Source organism: Curtobacterium sp. MCBA15_016, from assembly GCF_001865105.1.
Taxonomy (GTDB): Bacteria; Actinomycetota; Actinomycetes; order Actinomycetales; family Microbacteriaceae; genus Curtobacterium.
Window position 1 is genome coordinate 62,300 of the sequence record NZ_MJGR01000022.1, and the last position, 15,672, is coordinate 77,971.

The 15,672-nt window shown below is 70.7% G+C and carries 13 protein-coding genes; 4 read left to right on the plus strand and 9 right to left on the minus strand.

Features of this window, described 5'->3' with window-relative positions; genetic code table 11:
* Positions 1 to 99: 99 nt before the first annotated feature.
* From BIV03_RS10180 to BIV03_RS10190, 3 genes are read left to right on the plus strand one after another with little or no spacing between them, the layout of a single operon-like run.
* Positions 100 to 1,275 carry an ROK family protein gene (locus tag BIV03_RS10180; RefSeq protein WP_071295603.1) on the plus strand — a complete coding sequence of 392 codons (1,176 nt, stop codon included), beginning with the start codon at positions 100 to 102 and terminating at the stop codon, positions 1,273 to 1,275.
* Between the two features lie 43 nt (positions 1,276 to 1,318).
* Positions 1,319 to 1,858, plus strand: a complete 540-nt coding sequence (locus BIV03_RS10185) for an RNA polymerase sigma factor (protein ID WP_071295630.1) — start codon at positions 1,319 to 1,321, stop codon at positions 1,856 to 1,858.
* The gene (locus BIV03_RS10190) at positions 1,848 to 2,636 is read left to right on the plus strand and encodes a hypothetical protein (RefSeq protein WP_139201930.1); all 789 of its coding nucleotides are present in this window, start codon (positions 1,848 to 1,850) and stop codon (positions 2,634 to 2,636) included. Before BIV03_RS10185 ends, BIV03_RS10190 begins: the two co-directional genes overlap by 11 nt.
* A 56-nt stretch (positions 2,637 to 2,692) precedes the next feature.
* Here the strand turns inward: BIV03_RS10190 and BIV03_RS10195 are convergent, their stop codons facing one another.
* Positions 2,693 to 2,896, minus strand: coding sequence for a hypothetical protein (locus tag BIV03_RS10195; RefSeq protein WP_071295605.1), 204 nt, complete (start codon positions 2,894 to 2,896; stop codon positions 2,693 to 2,695).
* Positions 2,897 to 2,947: 51 nt separating this feature from the next.
* Between BIV03_RS10195 and BIV03_RS10200 the strand changes: the two genes are divergently transcribed.
* On the plus strand, positions 2,948 to 3,481 hold the full coding sequence (locus BIV03_RS10200; protein ID WP_071295606.1) for a hypothetical protein: 534 nt from the start codon (positions 2,948 to 2,950) through the stop codon (positions 3,479 to 3,481).
* A 122-nt stretch (positions 3,482 to 3,603) separates the two neighbouring features.
* Here the strand turns inward: BIV03_RS10200 and BIV03_RS10205 are convergent, their stop codons facing one another.
* The 8 genes from BIV03_RS10205 to BIV03_RS10240 all read right to left on the minus strand — a co-directional run bounded on the left by BIV03_RS10205 (position 3,604) and on the right by BIV03_RS10240 (position 15,480).
* Positions 3,604 to 4,797 (minus strand): alpha-hydroxy acid oxidase, encoded by a 1,194-nt coding sequence (locus BIV03_RS10205; protein ID WP_071295631.1) that lies wholly within the window; start codon positions 4,795 to 4,797, stop codon positions 3,604 to 3,606.
* A gap of 128 nt (positions 4,798 to 4,925) precedes the next feature.
* Positions 4,926 to 6,401, minus strand: coding sequence for a rhamnulokinase family protein (locus BIV03_RS10210; RefSeq protein ID WP_071295607.1), 1,476 nt, complete (start codon positions 6,399 to 6,401; stop codon positions 4,926 to 4,928).
* Between the two features lie 22 nt (positions 6,402 to 6,423).
* Positions 6,424 to 8,511 (minus strand): bifunctional rhamnulose-1-phosphate aldolase/short-chain dehydrogenase, encoded by a 2,088-nt coding sequence (locus BIV03_RS10215; RefSeq protein WP_083403347.1) that lies wholly within the window; start codon positions 8,509 to 8,511, stop codon positions 6,424 to 6,426.
* 5 nt (positions 8,512 to 8,516) lie between these two features.
* On the minus strand, positions 8,517 to 9,686 hold the full coding sequence (gene rhaI / locus BIV03_RS10220) for an L-rhamnose isomerase (RefSeq protein WP_071295609.1): 1,170 nt from the start codon (positions 9,684 to 9,686) through the stop codon (positions 8,517 to 8,519).
* Between the two features lie 210 nt (positions 9,687 to 9,896).
* Entirely contained in the window at positions 9,897 to 12,212 is a 2,316-nt protein-coding gene (locus tag BIV03_RS10225; RefSeq protein ID WP_071295610.1) for a family 78 glycoside hydrolase catalytic domain, read from the minus strand.
* A gap of 121 nt (positions 12,213 to 12,333) precedes the next feature.
* On the minus strand, positions 12,334 to 13,137 hold the full coding sequence (locus tag BIV03_RS10230; RefSeq protein WP_071295632.1) for a carbohydrate ABC transporter permease: 804 nt from the start codon (positions 13,135 to 13,137) through the stop codon (positions 12,334 to 12,336).
* Between the two features lie 86 nt (positions 13,138 to 13,223).
* On the minus strand, positions 13,224 to 14,078 hold the full coding sequence (locus BIV03_RS10235; protein WP_083295454.1) for a carbohydrate ABC transporter permease: 855 nt from the start codon (positions 14,076 to 14,078) through the stop codon (positions 13,224 to 13,226).
* 79 nt (positions 14,079 to 14,157) lie between these two features.
* A complete protein-coding gene (locus tag BIV03_RS10240; protein ID WP_071295611.1) occupies positions 14,158 to 15,480 on the minus strand; it encodes an ABC transporter substrate-binding protein in 1,323 nt (440 codons plus the stop codon).
* Positions 15,481 to 15,672 lie beyond the last annotated feature (192 nt).

The window sequence follows — 15,672 nt, forward strand, 5'->3', positions numbered from 1 at the left end:
CGTTCCGGTTCGCGGTCCGGCTCCACTGCCGCCCGCAGAACTAAATCTAGCGACAAAATCTAATTCTGCAAGGAACTGTTTCCGCGGTAGTGTGCGGGCATGCCGCCGCCCCGTGGAACGAGCGCAGAGACGCTGCTCGCGTACGCCTTCTCCGTGCGCGCGTTCACCGCGACCGAGGCGATCGACACGACCGGCCTGACCCGTTCCACCGTCCTGGCCGCGTGCGAGGAGCTCGTCCGCCTCGGTTGGGTCCGCGAACTCGACGACGCCCGGGCCGCGGGGGAGTACCGGATCGGCCGACCGGCGCGCCGGTACGAGCTCGACACCGCCGGCGGCGTGGTCGTCGGCATCGACGCCGGGCAGCACCGGGTGACCGTGCTCGTCGCCGATCTGCGCGGCACCGTGCTCGGCCGTGCCGAGGGGGCCCTCGGCGACTCCGGTCTCGACGTCCCGGTCCGGCTCGGGGTCGTCGGCGAGACCGTCGCCGCCGCACTGCTGGACGCCGGGGTCGACCCGCTGCGGGTGCTCGTCTCCGTCGTCGGCATCCCCGCCCCCGTGGACGCCGGCGGTGCGTCACCCGGCGACGGCGGGTTCTGGGACCGGATGAACCCGGGCTTCGCCGACGCCGTCCCGGGGCACCGGGTCGTGGTCGAGAACGACGCCAACCTCGCCGCGCTCGCCGAACGGCCCTCCTCGGGCGACGCCTCGTTCGCAGCCCTGCTCTCCGGCGAGCGGTTCGGCAGCGGGCTCGTCGTCGACGGGGCCCTGCTCCGGGGCGCCCACGGCGGCGCGGGGGAGATGCGCGTGCTCGACCTCGTCGAGGGCGTCGGGTCGTCCGACGGCATCGGTGCCACCGCCCGCCGACTCGTCGCCGAGGCGCTCGCCGCGGGCGACGTCCCGCCGGACAGCCCCCTCGCCGCGGACGCCGACGCCTCCGTCCTGTTCCGCGCGGCGCACGACGGGGACCCGGTCGCCCTCGGCATCGTCGACCGCCTGGGGGACCGGTTGGCCCGCGTCTGCGTCCTGCTCGTCAGCCTGCTCGACATCGACCGCGTGGTCGTCGCGGGGGCCATCGCCGAGCCCGCCGGTGCCGTGATCGACCGGGCCCGGGCCTGGCTCGACGGCGCGGGGTTCGACCCGGTCCCCGAGATCGTCGCGTCGACGCTGGGCGCCGACGTCGTCGTGCTCGGTGCGGTCGCGCACGCGGTCGACGCGGTCCGGGCGGCGCCGTTGTCCTTCGCCCTGACGACACGCCCGGCTGTCCCCGCGCTGTGACGATCGGACCGGTCCGGACACTGCTGGGGTGAAGGGGGTGGTCATGGACCGATCACGAGAACCGGACACAGCACTGGTCCGGGCGGCGGGGAACGGCGACCGGGCAGCGGGCGTCGCGCTCTTCGACCGCTACGTGGCGACGGTGACCCGGTACGCCTGGGCGCTCGTCCCGTCGCGCCAGGACGTCGAGGAGGTCGTCCAGGACACGTTCGTGACGCTCTGGCGACGGGCGGCTTCCATCGAGCTCCCCGACGAGTCGATCCTGCCGTGGCTGCTGGTGGTCAGCCGCAACCACGCGGCGAACCTCCGGCGCACGCGCCAGCGGCACCAGGGCGACGAACTGCCGGACGACCTGCCGGCACCGGTCGAGGACGACGACGCCCGCGACCGGCTGCGCTGGGTCAGAGCCGAGATCGACGCGCTCTCGCCGATCGACCGACAGGTGTGCGAGCTGTGCCTCATCGACGGCCGTTCGTACGCCGAAGCCGCGACTGCGCTCGGGTTGAGCGTCGGAGCGGTCAGACAGCGGGTCGCGCGATCGCGGGCCCGGATCAAGAAGGCGGTGACGCACGATGAGCTCTGAACCTCCCGTCGGAGACGACCTGCAGCAGATGATCGTCGGCATGCGCCAGCGCTTCGTCGCACACCTCGACGCCGAACCCCGTCGGGTCTCCGTCCGCAAGCGTGTCGGGATCGCCGTCGCGATCGTGGCGCTGCTCGGTGTCGGCACCGCGAGTGGAGCGGTCGCGCTCGGGATGATCCCGAGTCCGATCGCCGCGCCGCCGGCTCCGAGCGCCTCGAGTCCCGCGGCCGTGCCCCGGCCGGACCGGACTGCCTCGTCGGCTCCCATCCGCCCGACCACCCGGCCGTCCTCGCCGACGTCCGGTGGTGTCGCGGCATCGATCCCGGACTCGTGCTCGGCGGCAGTGCCGTCAGCCGATTCCGCGCGGCTGTTCGGCCAGCGGAAGGTCGAGCAGATCCGACCCGTCGCACCCGGCGGAGTCGGATCGGACTACTGGGTCGACCCGGACGAGCCGTTCGTCGCCGACGCGGCCCTCGTCTGCCGGTGGTCCCAGACCGGGAGCCCGGAAGAATCGGACAACCTCTTCCTCGCGATGGGGTCGACCGCGGAAGGGACCCTCGACGAGCGACTCAGCGCACACGAGCAGGCGGGTTGGTCGTGCACCGATCGGCTCGGTGGGCGGGCTTGTCAGCACAGCGAGTCGTCGGACTACTACGGCGACCCGCTGGAGACCACCCACACGTTCTTCGTCCGGGGGGACACGTGGATCTTGGTCACGCAGACCAACACGCCCACGGACGGGCTGCTCGAGGTGCTGGTCCGGCAGACATGGCGGTGAGACGGAGGTGACCGGGCACTGGAACCACGACACGCACGTCCACCGGCGCTCCTCGGTCACCTGGCGCCGTCCGCGCTGATCGTCACCGGCAGGCTCGCGCCGGACCCTTCGCCGTCGTGGCTGCTCACGTCGAGGACGGCGTCGCCCACCGGCAGGTCGTCGGGCAGGTCGAAGCGCCCGGCGACCGTGAACTGCTCGCCCTGCGGGGTCGGCCGCCCGAGCAGCACCGGGTCGCCGGTCGACGCGGGCGTGATGGTCACCGCCCCACCTCCGAGCGGTCCATCGGGTCACGATCTCGGTACGGTCGGAGCGTGGGGAACGAACGACCAGCTGACCAGACCGAGCCGGAGCACGACCCGTACGCCCGACGCCCGGGCTACGTCACCGCCATCGACGGCCGGACCGATCGGGTCACGACTGCGGCGGCGGTCGGCGCGGGTGTCGGCCTCGTCACGTCCTGGGTGCTCGGCTTCTTCCAAGCGCCCGAATGGGTCGTGTGGGCGGGGGCCATCGCCGTCGGTGTGACGACGTGGCTGCTGCTGCGCGCTCGACAACGTCGCCGCGACCGAAGCGAAGGCCGTGCGACCGGCGCCGTCGCCCGTGCGCGCGACCGTGCGATCGCCGACGCGAACGGCGGCCGACGCTTCTTCGTCGCCCCGAACCCGGTCGTCCTGATCGTGATGGGCGGGATCTTCATCGCGCTCGCCGTCGGCACGCTCGGGCTCGGGAGCATGTCGGTCCTCACCGTGATCCGGACGATCGTCCTGGTCGGCGGTGGCGCGTACTTCGTCGTCCAGGGCATCGGCACCCTCGTCGTGCGCCGCCGCTCGCCCGACCCCCGCTGACCCGCGCCGCCGCCTCGTCCGCGCCGAACCACGAATCCGACATCGAACCAGCGGCGCTGCCTGGTTCGACGTCGGATTCGTGGTTCGACATCCGCGTCGGCCACGTCGGCCACGCGCGCCGGTCAGCCCCGCGCGACCGGCGTCAACCGCTGCAACTGCGTCACGTGCCCCGGCTCGAGCTCGTTGAGCGATGCCACCCCGAGCAGCCGCATCGTCCGCTCGATCTGCTCGGACAGGATCTGGATCATCCGGTCGACCCCGGCCTCGCCACCCGCCATCAGGCCGTACAGGTACGCCCGACCGACCATCGTGAACTTCGCACCGAGGGCCACCGCGGCGACGATGTCGGCGCCGGACATGATCCCCGTGTCGAGGTGCACCTCGGTGTCCTTGCCGATCTCGCGGACGACGGAGGGGAGCAGGTGGAACGGGACGGGAGCGCGGTCGAGCTGCCGGCCGCCGTGGTTCGACAGCGTGATCCCGTCGACGCCCATGTCAGCGAGGCGCTTCGCGTCCGCCAGTGACTGCACGCCCTTGACGACTACCTTGCCCTTCCACTGCGACCGGATCCACTCGAGGTCCTCGTAGGTGACGGTCGGGTCGAACATGTGGTCGAGGAGCTCGCCGACGGTGCCGGACCAGCGGTCGAGCGACGCGAACGCCAACGGCTCGGTGGTGAGGAAGTCGAACCACCACCAGGGCCGCGGGATCGCGTTCAGCACGGTGCGGGCGCTCAGCTGCGGCGGGATGGAGAACCCGTTCCGCTTGTCCCGCAGCCGGGCGCCGGCGACGGGCACGTCCACGGTGACGAGCAGCGTGTCGAACCCGGCCTTCTCGGCGCGGGAGACGAGCGCCATCGACTTCTCGCGGTCCTTCCACATGTAGAGCTGGAACCAGTTGCGGCCCGAAGGGTTGGCGTCGCGGACGTCCTCGATCGCGGTGGTCCCCATCGTGGAGAGCGAGAACGGGATGCCGGCGCGGCCTGCTGCCCGGGCTCCGGCGCGCTCGCCCTCGGTCTGCATCATGCGCGTGAAGCCGGTCGGGGCGATCCCGAACGGGTATGCGACGGGCGCACCGAGCACGTCGCGCGACGTGTCGACCTTCGAGACGTCGCGCAGGATCGCGGGCGTGAACTCGATGTCCTCGAACGCCTGGCGGGCACGGGCGAGGGAGATCTCGGCCTCGGCGGCGCCCTCGGTGTAGTCGAACGCGGCCTTCGGCGTGCGACGGGCGGCGATGTCGCGCAGGTCCCAGATCGTCAGCGCCGACTCGAGACGCTGTCGCCGACCCGGCAGCGACGGCTTCTTGAACTGCATGAGCGGCGCGAGGTCACGCACGGTCGGCAGCTGCCGCCTGATCGGTGTGCGCCGGGCCGACGGCGCCCCGGGGGTCGCTGCCGGAGCGCCCGTCGCGGGGTCGACGCGGTGCTGGTCGTCGGTCGAGGTCATACAGACATCCTACGTCTCGGGGTGGATCGGTGGGTGGAGTGATCGGCTCGCGGGGTGTAGCGCACGGGTTCGACGGAACGGGCGATCATCGAGCGCAGGGCCTCGAGTGAGGCGCCACCGAGGCCGCCGAGCCCGACGGCCCGCGCCTGCACGAGGACGTTGCCGAGCGCGGTCGCCTCGACCGGCCCGGCGAGCACGGGGAGCCCGGTGCGGTCGGCGGTGAGCTGGCAGAGGAGCCGGTTCTGCGATCCTCCGCCGACGACGTGCACCTGTCGGACGTCTCGGCCCGTGACGGCGATGATCGTCTCGAGGGTCGAGGCGTACGCCGAGGCGAGCGACTCGAGGATCGACCGCACGGTCTCGGCCCGCGATGCCGGGGCGGCGAGTCCGTGTGCACCGCACCAGGTGGCGATCCGTGCCGGCATGTCACCCGGCGCGGTGAACGTGTCGTCCGCGACGTCGAAGACGGGGACCGGGGCAGTGACGTCCGCTGCGGAGGCGAGCAGCGCCTCCAGGTCGACGCGCTCGCCACCACGCTCCCAGGTGCGCACGCTCTCGGAGAGCAGCCACAGCCCGGACACGTTCTTCAGGAACCGGACGCGTCCGTCGACGCCGCCTTCGTTGGTGCAGTTGGCCTCGCGAGCCGCGTCCGACAGGACGGGTGCGTCGAGCTCGACGCCGACGAGCGACCAGGTGCCGGACGAGATGTACGCGAAGTCCGGGTCGGTGGCCGGTACCGCCACCACGGCCGAGGCCGTGTCGTGGGAGCCGACGAGCGTGACCGGCGCAGTGCCGCCGACCGCCTCGGCGACGGCGGGCAGCAGGGGACCGAGTCGGTCGCCCGGGTCGCGCAGGGTGGGCAGGAGTCCGCTCGGGAGGCGCGCAGCAGCCCGCAACGCCGGGTCCCACCCGCGGGTGGTCGCGTTCAGGACCCCGGTCGTCGAGGCGTTCGTGCGCTCGGCCGCCTCGACGCCGGTCAGCCAGTAGCCGAGCAGGTCGGGCACGAGCAGCGCCCGTTGCGCGAGCTGCAGGGACGGGTCGGCGGCGAACTGGAACAGGGTGTTGAACGGCAGGTGCTGCAGGCCGTTCCGGGCGTACAGCTCGGCGGCGGAGAGTCGCTCGTGCACGGTCGCGACGCCGCCTTCGTGTCGTGCGTCGCGGTAGTGGGACGGCAGCCCGAGCAGCCGCCCGCCGCGGAGCAGCCCGTAGTCGACCGCCCACGAGTCGATGCCGATGCTGGCGATGTCCGGGTTCCGGGCGAAGGCGTCGCCGAGGCCCACGGTGACCTGCCGGTACAGCTCGACGACGTCCCAGTGCAGGGCGTCGCGGTCGCCCTCGTGGAGCGCGACCGGACCGTTCGGGAACCGGGCGACGTGCTCCATCCGGACGCCGTCGGTGTCGACGTGGCCGACGATCACCCGCCCGCTCGTGGCGCCGAGGTCGACCGCGGCGACGCTGCCGCTGTTCGTCACGCTGCTGCCCCTGTCCTGGACATCAGCGCAGGAACGCGGCGGCCACACCGGCGTCGACGGGGACGTGCAGGCCGGTCGTGTGCGAGAAGTCGTCGGTGCAGATGGCGTAGACGGCGTTGGCGACGTTCTCCGGCACGACCTCGCGCTTGAGGATCGTGCGCTGGGCGTAGAACTTGCCGAGGTCCTGCTCCTCGATGCCGTACGTCTTCGCCCGGTTCGCACCCCAGCCGGACGCGAAGATGCCCGAGCCACGGACGACCCCGTCGGGGTTGATGCCGTTGACGCGCACCCCGTGCTCACCGAGTTCGGCCGCTAGCAGCCGGACCTGGTGCGCCTGGTCGGCCTTGGTCGCCGAGTAGGCGATGTTGTTCGGGCCGGCGAACACCGAGTTCTTCGACGAGATGTACACGATGTCGCCGCCGAGGCCCTGCTCGATGAGGACCTTCGCGGCCGCCTTCGACACCAGGAACGAGCCCTTCGCCATGACGTCGTGCTGCAGGTCCCAGTCCTGCTCGGTGGTCTCGAGCAGGCTCTTGCTGAGGCTCAGCCCGGCGTTGTTCACGACGAGGTCGAGGCCGCCGAAGTGCAGGAGCGTCTGCTGGACCGCGTGGTCGATCGCGCCGGCGTCCGTCACGTTCGCGGCGACGCCGATCGCCGTGTCGGTGTTCCCGATCTCGGCCGCGGCCTCCTGCGCCTTGGCGAGGTCGAGGTCCGCGATGACGACCGCGGCACCCTCGGCCGCCAGGCGCTTCGCGATGGCCTTGCCGATGCCGCTCGCGGCTCCGGTGACGAGGGCGATGCGCGTGGCGAGCTTCTTCGGTGCGGGCATCCGCTGGAGCTTCGCCTCCTCGAGGGCCCAGTACTCGATGCGGAACTTCTCGGCCTCGTCGATGGGGGCGTAGGTGCTGAGAGACTCCGCGCCGCGCATGACGTTGATGGCGTTCACGTAGAACTCGCCGGCGACGCGGGCGGTCTGGGCGTCCTTGCCGTAGGAGAACATGCCGATGCCCGGGACGAGCACGATGAGCGGATCGGCGCCGCGGATCGCCGGGCTCGTCTCGTCGGCGTGCCGGTCGTAGTAGGCCTGGTAGTCGACGCGGTACTGCTCGTGGAGCTCGTGCAGGCGGGCAGTCTGCTCCTCGACCGTCGCCGTGGCGGGCAGGTCGAGGATGAGCGGCTTCACCTTGGTGCGGAGGAAGTGGTCCGGGCAGCTGGTCCCGAGGGTCGCGAGCTCCTCGGCCCGTGACGATGCGAGGAAGTCGAGCACCACCGGGCTGTCGGTGAAGCTGCCGACGACGGGCTTGTCGTGGCCGGCGATGCCCCGGATCGTCGGGGCGAGGGCGGCGGCGCGCGCGCGGCGTTCGTCCGTCGGGAGCGCCTCGAAGCCGGGGCGGACGGGGCCGAACGGCTGGTCCTTCCCGTGTTCGGCGATGAAGGCCTCTGCCGTGTCGATGATCCAGCGGGAGTTCGCCTCGGCCTCATCGCTCGTGTCGCCCCAGGCGGTGATGCCGTGGCCGCCGAGGATCGTGCCGATCGCCGCGGGGTGGTCCCGCTTGACCGCCGCGATGTCGAGCCCGAGCTGGAACCCCGGTCGGCGCCACGGCACCCAGACCACCTTGTCGCCGAAGACCTGCTCGGTCAGGGCCGGGCCGTCGGCTGCGGTCGCGATGGCGATGCCGGCGTCCGGGTGCAGGTGGTCGACGTGCGCGGCGTCGACGAGGGCGTGCATCGCGGTGTCGATGGAGGGTGCTGCCCCACCGCGACCGAACAGGGTGTGGTCGAACGCGGCGACCATCTCGTCCTCGCGCTCCACGCCGGGGTAGACGTCCTGCAGTGTGCGGACCCGGTCGACGCGCAGGACTGCGAGGCCCGCCGGGGTGAGGGTGCCGAGGTCGCCCCCGGAGCCCTTCACCCAGAGCAGCTCCACCGGTTCGCCCGTGACCGGGTCGGTGTCGGTGCCCTTGGCGGAGGTGTTGCCGCCCGCGTAGTTCGTGATCCGCGGATCCGAGCCGAGCGCGTTCGAACGTGCGACGAGCGCACTGATCGTCGTGTCTGCGTCGGTGCCGTGCGTTGCGGGGTCCACCCGGGCCTCCAGTCCTGTGCTTGTCATGATGTCTACGCGCCCCAGCCGGCCTGGACGCCGCCGACCCGGTCCTCGGCGATCTGCCGCTGGTAACCGGAGTCGAGGTAGGCGCGCATAGGGTTCGCGGGGAGCCCGCGGGACTCGCGCCACGCGGCGAGGTCGGCGCGGACGTCGGTCTGGTACGCGTCCATGAAGATCTCGTTCGCGCCGAGGACGTCGTGCGCCTCCTGTGCGGCGGTCAGTGCGACGCGGTCGAGGAGCAGTGCTCGGGCCGTCATCTCCTGGACGTTGAGCACCGAGCGGATCTGCCCGGGGATCTTGTCCTCGATGTTGTGGCACTGGTCGAGCATGAACGCGACGTCGGGGTTGTCGTAGCCGCCGCCGCGGATGACCTCGACGAGGATGCGGAACAGCTGGAACGGGTCGGCGGCGCCCACGATCAGGTCGTCGTCGGCGTAGAAGCGCGAGTTGAAGTCGAAGCTGCCGAGCTTGCCGAGGCGCAGGAGCTGCATGACGATGAACTCGATGTTCGTGCCGGGGGCGTGGTGGCCGGTGTCGAGGCAGACCATCGCCTTGTCACCGAGCGCCGCCGTCTGCACGTAGCTCGTGCCCCAGTCCGGGACGTCCGTGTGGTAGAACGACGGCTCGAAGAACTTGTACTCGAGCACCAGGCGCTGGTCCGGGCCGAGTCGGTCGTAGATCGTGGTCAGCGAGTCGTGGAGGCGGTCCTGGCGGGAGCGCATGTCCTCCTGGCCGGGGTAGTTGGAGCCCTCCGCGAGCCAGATCTTCAGGTCGCGGGAACCCGTGGCGTCCATCACGTCGATGCAGCGCAGGTGGTGGTCGATCGCCTTCTGCCGGATCGTCTCGTCGACGTGGGTCAGGGCGCCGAACTTGTAGTCGTCGTCCTGGAAGGTGTTCGAGTTGACGGTGCCGAGGGAGACGCCGTGCTCCTCCGCGTGGCGCTTCAGGTCGGCGAAGTCGTCGACGAGGTCCCACGGGATGTGGAGCGCGACGGTCGGTGCGAGCCCGGTGTACCGGTGCACCTGGGCGGCGTCGGCGATCTTCTCGTAGGGGTCGCGCGGGGTGCCGGGGGTCCCGAACACCTTGAAGCGGGTGCCGGAGTTGCCGAACGCCCAGCTCGGGAGCTCGATCGCCTGCCGGGCCAGCTGGTCGGCGACGGAGCTGAAGCTCGCTGATGTCATCGTGTCACTTCCTCGTGTCGATTGAATCGTTTCATACGGTACGTGGTGCGCGGGGTTCGCGCAAGCCGGGGTGGGCGCGAGCCGGTGTGGGCGACGAACCACGTTTCCGACATCGAACCGGGCGGTGAGGCTGGTTCGACGTCGGGAACGTGGTTCGACACGGGGCGGAGCGACGCCCCGCAAGCCGCCGCCGCCGCGCCGCGGCCGCCGCTACCCCGCGGGGACCGCGGCCGGCGCGCGCAGCTCGTGCGTGCCTCCCGACACGCGCTGCTCCGCAGCACCCGGCAGCCGCACCACCGCGGTGACGCCCTCGGGCACGGTCACCCGCACGAGCAGCTCCCCGTCGACGAGCTCCCACCGCACGGCGACGTGCCCGTGCACCGTGTCGAGCGAGGTCGACGCCCACGTGAGACCGCCTCCGGGCTGCGGCGCCACGAGCACCGACTCGTACCCGGGCGTCAACGGCGCGAGACCACCGACCACACGGTGCATCCAGTCCGCCACGGCACCGAGCGCGTAGTGGTTGAACGACGTCATCTGGCCCGGGTTGATGGTGCCGTCCGGCAGCATCGAGTCCCACCGCTCCCACACCGTCGTCGCGCCCATCGTCACCGGGTACAGCCACGACGGGCACTCGGTCTGCAGCAGCAGTCGGTACGCGTCCTCGAGGTGTCCGGTCTGCGTCAGCGCATCCGTGATGAACGGCGTCCCGGCGAAGCCCGTCGAGATCCGGTACCCGGACTGCTCGACGAGCTCCGCCAGACGGTCGCCGGCCGTTGCCTGCTCCGCCTCGGACAGGATCCCGAACACGATCGCGAGCGTGTACACGGTCGTGCAGTCGGACAGGATCCGACCGTCGTCCTGCAGGTAGTGGGTCCGGAAGCCGGCCTGGAGGCGCGACGCGAGTTCCCGGAACTCGCTCGCCTCCGCCTCGTGGCCGCCCAACAGCTCGGCCGCGTCCGCCGCGATGGTGGCGGACCGGTACGCGCAGATCGTCGCGACGACGCCCTTGTCGGCCTTCGCCGCCGCGGGGTCCTCCGGCGGGGCGTCCGGGTCCAACCAGTCGCCGAACTGGAACACGGTGTCCCACAGGTCCTCGGGGGAGAGGTGGTCGCGGACCCGCCGGAGGTGCGCGGCCATGGACGGGAACTGCTCCTCGAGCACCGCGGTGTCGCCGTACGCCTGGTAGAGCGTCCAGGGCACCCACACCCCGGCGTCCGACCAGACTGCGGTGGCGTCGGGCTTGCCGAAGTCCTCGGCGGGGGAGTACTTCAGCACGTCCGGCACGACGAAGGGGATGATGCCGTCGGCGTGCTGCTGCTCGAGCCACACGTCGCGGAGCCAGTCGCCGAGGAACGCCCGCGTGTCGAAGAGGTACGAGGCCGTCGGTGCGAACGCGGCGATGTCGCCGGTCCACCCGAGTCGTTCGTCACGCTGCGGGCAGTCGGTCGGCACGCTGAGGAAGTTGCCTTGCATGCCCCGCACCACGTTGTCGTGGAAGGTGTTCAGCAGCTCGTGGCTCGACTCGAACGTGCCGGTGCGGGGGAGGTCCGACCCGACCTGCACCGCGGTGAGGGCGGCGCGGAGCTCGTCGAGCGTGCCGGGCCACCCGTCGACCTGGGCGTACCGGAAGCCGTGGAACGTGAAGCGCGGCTCGAAGACGTCCTGGCCGTCCCCGCTGAGGGTGAAGTGGTCGGTGGCCTTCGCGGTGCGCAGGGGGCGCGTGCCGAGCTCGTCGTGCTCGAGGACCTCGGCGTGCTGCAGGGTCAGGACCGTCCCCGCCGGGCCGGACGCCGTCACCCGGATCCAGCCGACGAGGTTCACGCCGAAGTCGACCAGCGTGGCGCCGCCGCGGCTCGTCCAGACCTCGACCGGGGCGATCTCGGCGAGCGGTCGGACGGGCGGCACGGTGTCGGCGACGAGCTCGCGCTCCCCGAGGCCCACCGTGTGCACCGTGCTCGTGCGGCCCTCGTGTCCGTCCACACTCGGCACCGTCACGTCACCGGGCGTGAGGAAGGAGCCGTCGCGCAGGCGGGCGTCGACGTCCTCACCGTCGTAGAGCTGGTCGGCCGTGATCGCACTCGACAGCGCCTGCCAGTCGGTGTCGGTCGCGACGAGCTGCTCGTGGCCGTCGGCGAAGGTGACGCGGAGTTCGGCGAACCCGGCGACCTCGTCGGCGTACCAGCCGCCACCGCCGCCCCAGGCGAGGCGTCCGGCGGCCCAGCCCTTGCCGAGGACGAGCGCGAGGACGGCGGCGCCACCCGGCTCGGCGTCGGTGAGGTGTGCCGTGACGTCGTGCGAGACGACGCGCACGCGCCACTCGTAGCTCGTCCACCCCGGTTCGAGCAGGTGGTCGGAGACGCGCTGCCCGCCGAGCCAGGCCTCGACGACGCCGAGGGCGCTGACGTCGAGGGTCGCGCTCGTCACGGCGCCGTGGCCGTCGTCGAGGGTGAACTCCCGGCGCAGGATCGGTGCGCTCCCGAGGTCGGCGTCGCTCGCGATGAACGGTGCTGTCCAGGCGGTCATGTGGTGTGTCCTTTCACGCGACCGGTCGTCGTCGACCGGTGCGGGGGTCGTGGGCCCGGCCACCCGCCCGCGGGGGCGGGGTGGTGGAGGCGGGTCGCGCCTCCAGGCCGTGGATCGGGCGTCAGCCCTTGACGGCGCCGCTCGTCATGCCGGCGACGATCTGACGGTTGAAGAAGATGTAGAGGATCAGCGGCGGGATCGTGATGAGCAGCACGTCCGTGAACAGCAGGTTCAGCTGACTGACCGACTGGCTCTGGAACGTGTACAGCGTCTGCTGCACCGTCGCGTTCTCGGAACCCGGCAGGAAGTACAGCGGGTTCGTGAAGTCGTTGAACACGGTCACGGACTGCACGAGCACGACCGTGATGATGACCGGCTTGAGCAGCGGCAGGACGACCCCGAAGAACAGGCGGATCGGACCGGCGCCGTCGAGGACGGCTGCTTCGTCGAGCTCCTTGGGGATCGTCGCGACGAACGCCCGGAAGAGCAGGATGCAGAACGAGAGGCCGAAGGTCGCCTCGATGAGGATCATCCCGCCCATGGTCTTGAACAGGTTGAGCCCCTGCAGCACCCAGATCGTCGGGACGATCGCGGGCGGGACGATGAGGCCGGCCAGGACGAAGAAGTTGATCAGGCCGTTCCACTTGCTCGGCCGCCGTTGCAGGACGTAGCCGACCATCGCGGAGAACACCACCATGATGATGACGCTCCCCACGGTGAGCACGGCGCTGTTCAGGAACGAGCGCAGGATCCCGCCGTCGCCGGTCTGCATGACCGCCACGAGGTTCTGCCACAGCTGCCACTGGGTCGGCAGGCTGAAGCCGAGCTGGTTGGCCTCGGCCGGGCTCTTCGCGGCCTGCAGCAGGACGAAGACGAACGGCACGAGGAAGACCACGAAGCTGACGACGATCGCGACGATGCCGATGACCCACTTGCGTGCGGTGTGCGGGCTCCGCCGGCGCGGGGTGGGCGTCTTCGCGGCGCCGGCGCGTCGGCCGGTGGTGATCGCGGTCACAGGTCCGCCTCCTTGCGGTTGATGAGCCAGGAGATCGGGACCATGATCGCCGTGACCACGATGAACAACACGACGTTGCCGGCGGTCGACAGCCCGTAGAACCCGGCCTGGTACTGCTTGTAGATCACGCTCGCGATGACGTCGCTCGTGAAGCCGGGTCCGCCGCCGGTCATCGCCCAGATGAGGTCGAACGACCGCAGGCCGCCGATGAGCGACAGGATGATGACCGTCCCCATCGCCGGGCGGGACAGCGGCAGCGTGATGTTCTTGAAGATCGTCCACGCGCTGGCGCCGTCGACCCGGGCGGCCTCGAAGTACTCCTGCGGGATCGCCACGATGCCGGCGATGAAGATGAGCGTCGCGATGCCGACGCCCTTCCAGACGTCCACCGCGGCGACGCTCCAGAGGGCGAGGGCCGGGTCGGTCAGCCACCCCGGTGTGGGGAGGCCGACCGCCCCGAGGGCGCCGTTGATGATCCCGTGGAAGGGGTCCATCAGCGCCTTGAACGTGATGCCGATGCCGATGGTCGACACCAGCACGGGGAAGAACACCACCGCTCGGAGGTACCCGCGCCCGAGCACGGGGCTCGTGAGGAGCAGGGCGAGGGCGAGTCCGAGGACCACCTTCGCCGCGCTCGTCACGAACCCGTACTCGAACGTGTGCACGAACCCGGAGACGAGCTGCGGGTCCTGGAAGAACCGGACGAAGTTGTCGAAGCCGATGAAGGTCTGGTCGAACAGCGTCCAGCGGGTGAGCGAGAAGTAGAACCCCGCGAAGGTCGGGACCGCGAAGAACACGACGTAGAGCGCGATCGCCGGGATGAAGAACCAGGCCGGGTAGAACGAGCGCATGCGGCGCCGTGCCGGCCCGGGGCCTGCCTTCGTGGTCTGCGGCGGTGCCACCGCCGTCGTGAGGGTCGCGGTCACCGGATCACCAGCCCTTGATGCCGAGCTGCTGAGCCTGCTGGACGACGTCGTCGTCGTACTGGTCAGCGCCCTTCGCCGCGTTCGTGATGCCCGAGCCGACCTGCACGCAGATCTTCTCGAGGTTCGGGCCCTTGATCGGGGAGAGGAACTCGAGTGCCGGGCTCGCCTTGCCGTCGTCGAGGTACTTCTGCAGGTCGCCGATCATCGGCGGGACCGAGTCGGGCAGGGTGCAGGTCGAGATGACGTACGGGCCACCGGGGGTGCCGGTGTCGTTCTGCACCTTGCAGCCCTCGGACGAGTTCGCGAAGGCGACGAACTTCTTGGCGGCCGCGAGCTTGTCACCCGTGGTCGTCTTCGGGATGTAGAGGCCGTTCGGCTCCCAGATGGTGAGGTTCGTGTCGTCCGCGTTCTCCGCCGGGAGGGCGAAGGCGCCGATGTCGTTCACCGCGTCGGGCGAGTCCTGCTGGATCGCCGAGATCGCGTTGGTCAGCATCGGGTACTGGGCACCCTTGCCCTCGGCGAGCATCTTCAGGCCGTTCGCCTGCGTGGCGGACGCGTAGTCCTCGTTGTAGAGGTCCTTGTCCTTGCCCTCCTGGAGGTGCTGGAACCCGGCCAGTGCCGGCTGCTCCGCGTAGGACTCCTTGTGCTTCGTGTACTGCGTCGCCCAGTTCTTCTGCTGCGCGGTGATGTTCGCGAAGTCGCCGAGGACGAACAGCTGGCTGGTCCAGGTGTCGCCGTAGGTCTGGATGATCGGCGCGATGCCGGCGTCCTTGATCTTCTCGCTGTTGCTGATGAAGTCCGACCAGGTGGTCGGGACGCTCAGGCCGAGGTCCGCGTAGACCTTCTTGTTGTAGAGGACGGCGCCGCCGAAGCTGGTGCCGAACGGTGCGCCGTACATGCCCTTGTCGGTGCTGACGACCTTCGTGAACTGCGGGTCGACGTCCTTCGCCCAGCTCTCCTTCGAGAGGTCGACGAGCGTGTTGTCCGGGTTGAGCGCCTGCATGAGCGAGCCGGAGTTGTAGTTGAAGACGTCGGCCATCTCGCCGGTCGACAGCCGGGTCTTCACCAGGTTGTCGCCGTCGGTGCCCTGCGGCTTCGTGTCGAACTTGACGGTGATGTCGGGGTTCGCCTTCTCGAACGCGGCGATGAGCGGCTTCGCGGTGGCGGCGGTGGCCTCGGCGTTGTCGGCGAGGTACGTGATCGTGACCTTGCCGCCGCCGCTGCCGGTGTCGGCGGAGCCGCCCGACGAGCACGCGGCCAGGCTGCCGATGAGGACCGCGGCGCCGCCGATGGCGAGCAACCTGGTGGTCAGGGGACGAGCTGACATTCCTTACCTCCTCGTAAGGCCCGGGACTGGGGGAACCCGGGTGAAACGGACCCGGTCACCGCGCCGATGCGGTTCCCGGTGGTGCTGTTTAGAACGTTTCAATCGGAATGGAACCATGCGGATTGAAGCGTGTCAATCACCGATCCTGATTCGTTACGCAAGTGCGCGGTCCCGCCGGCCGCGGGAGCCGGG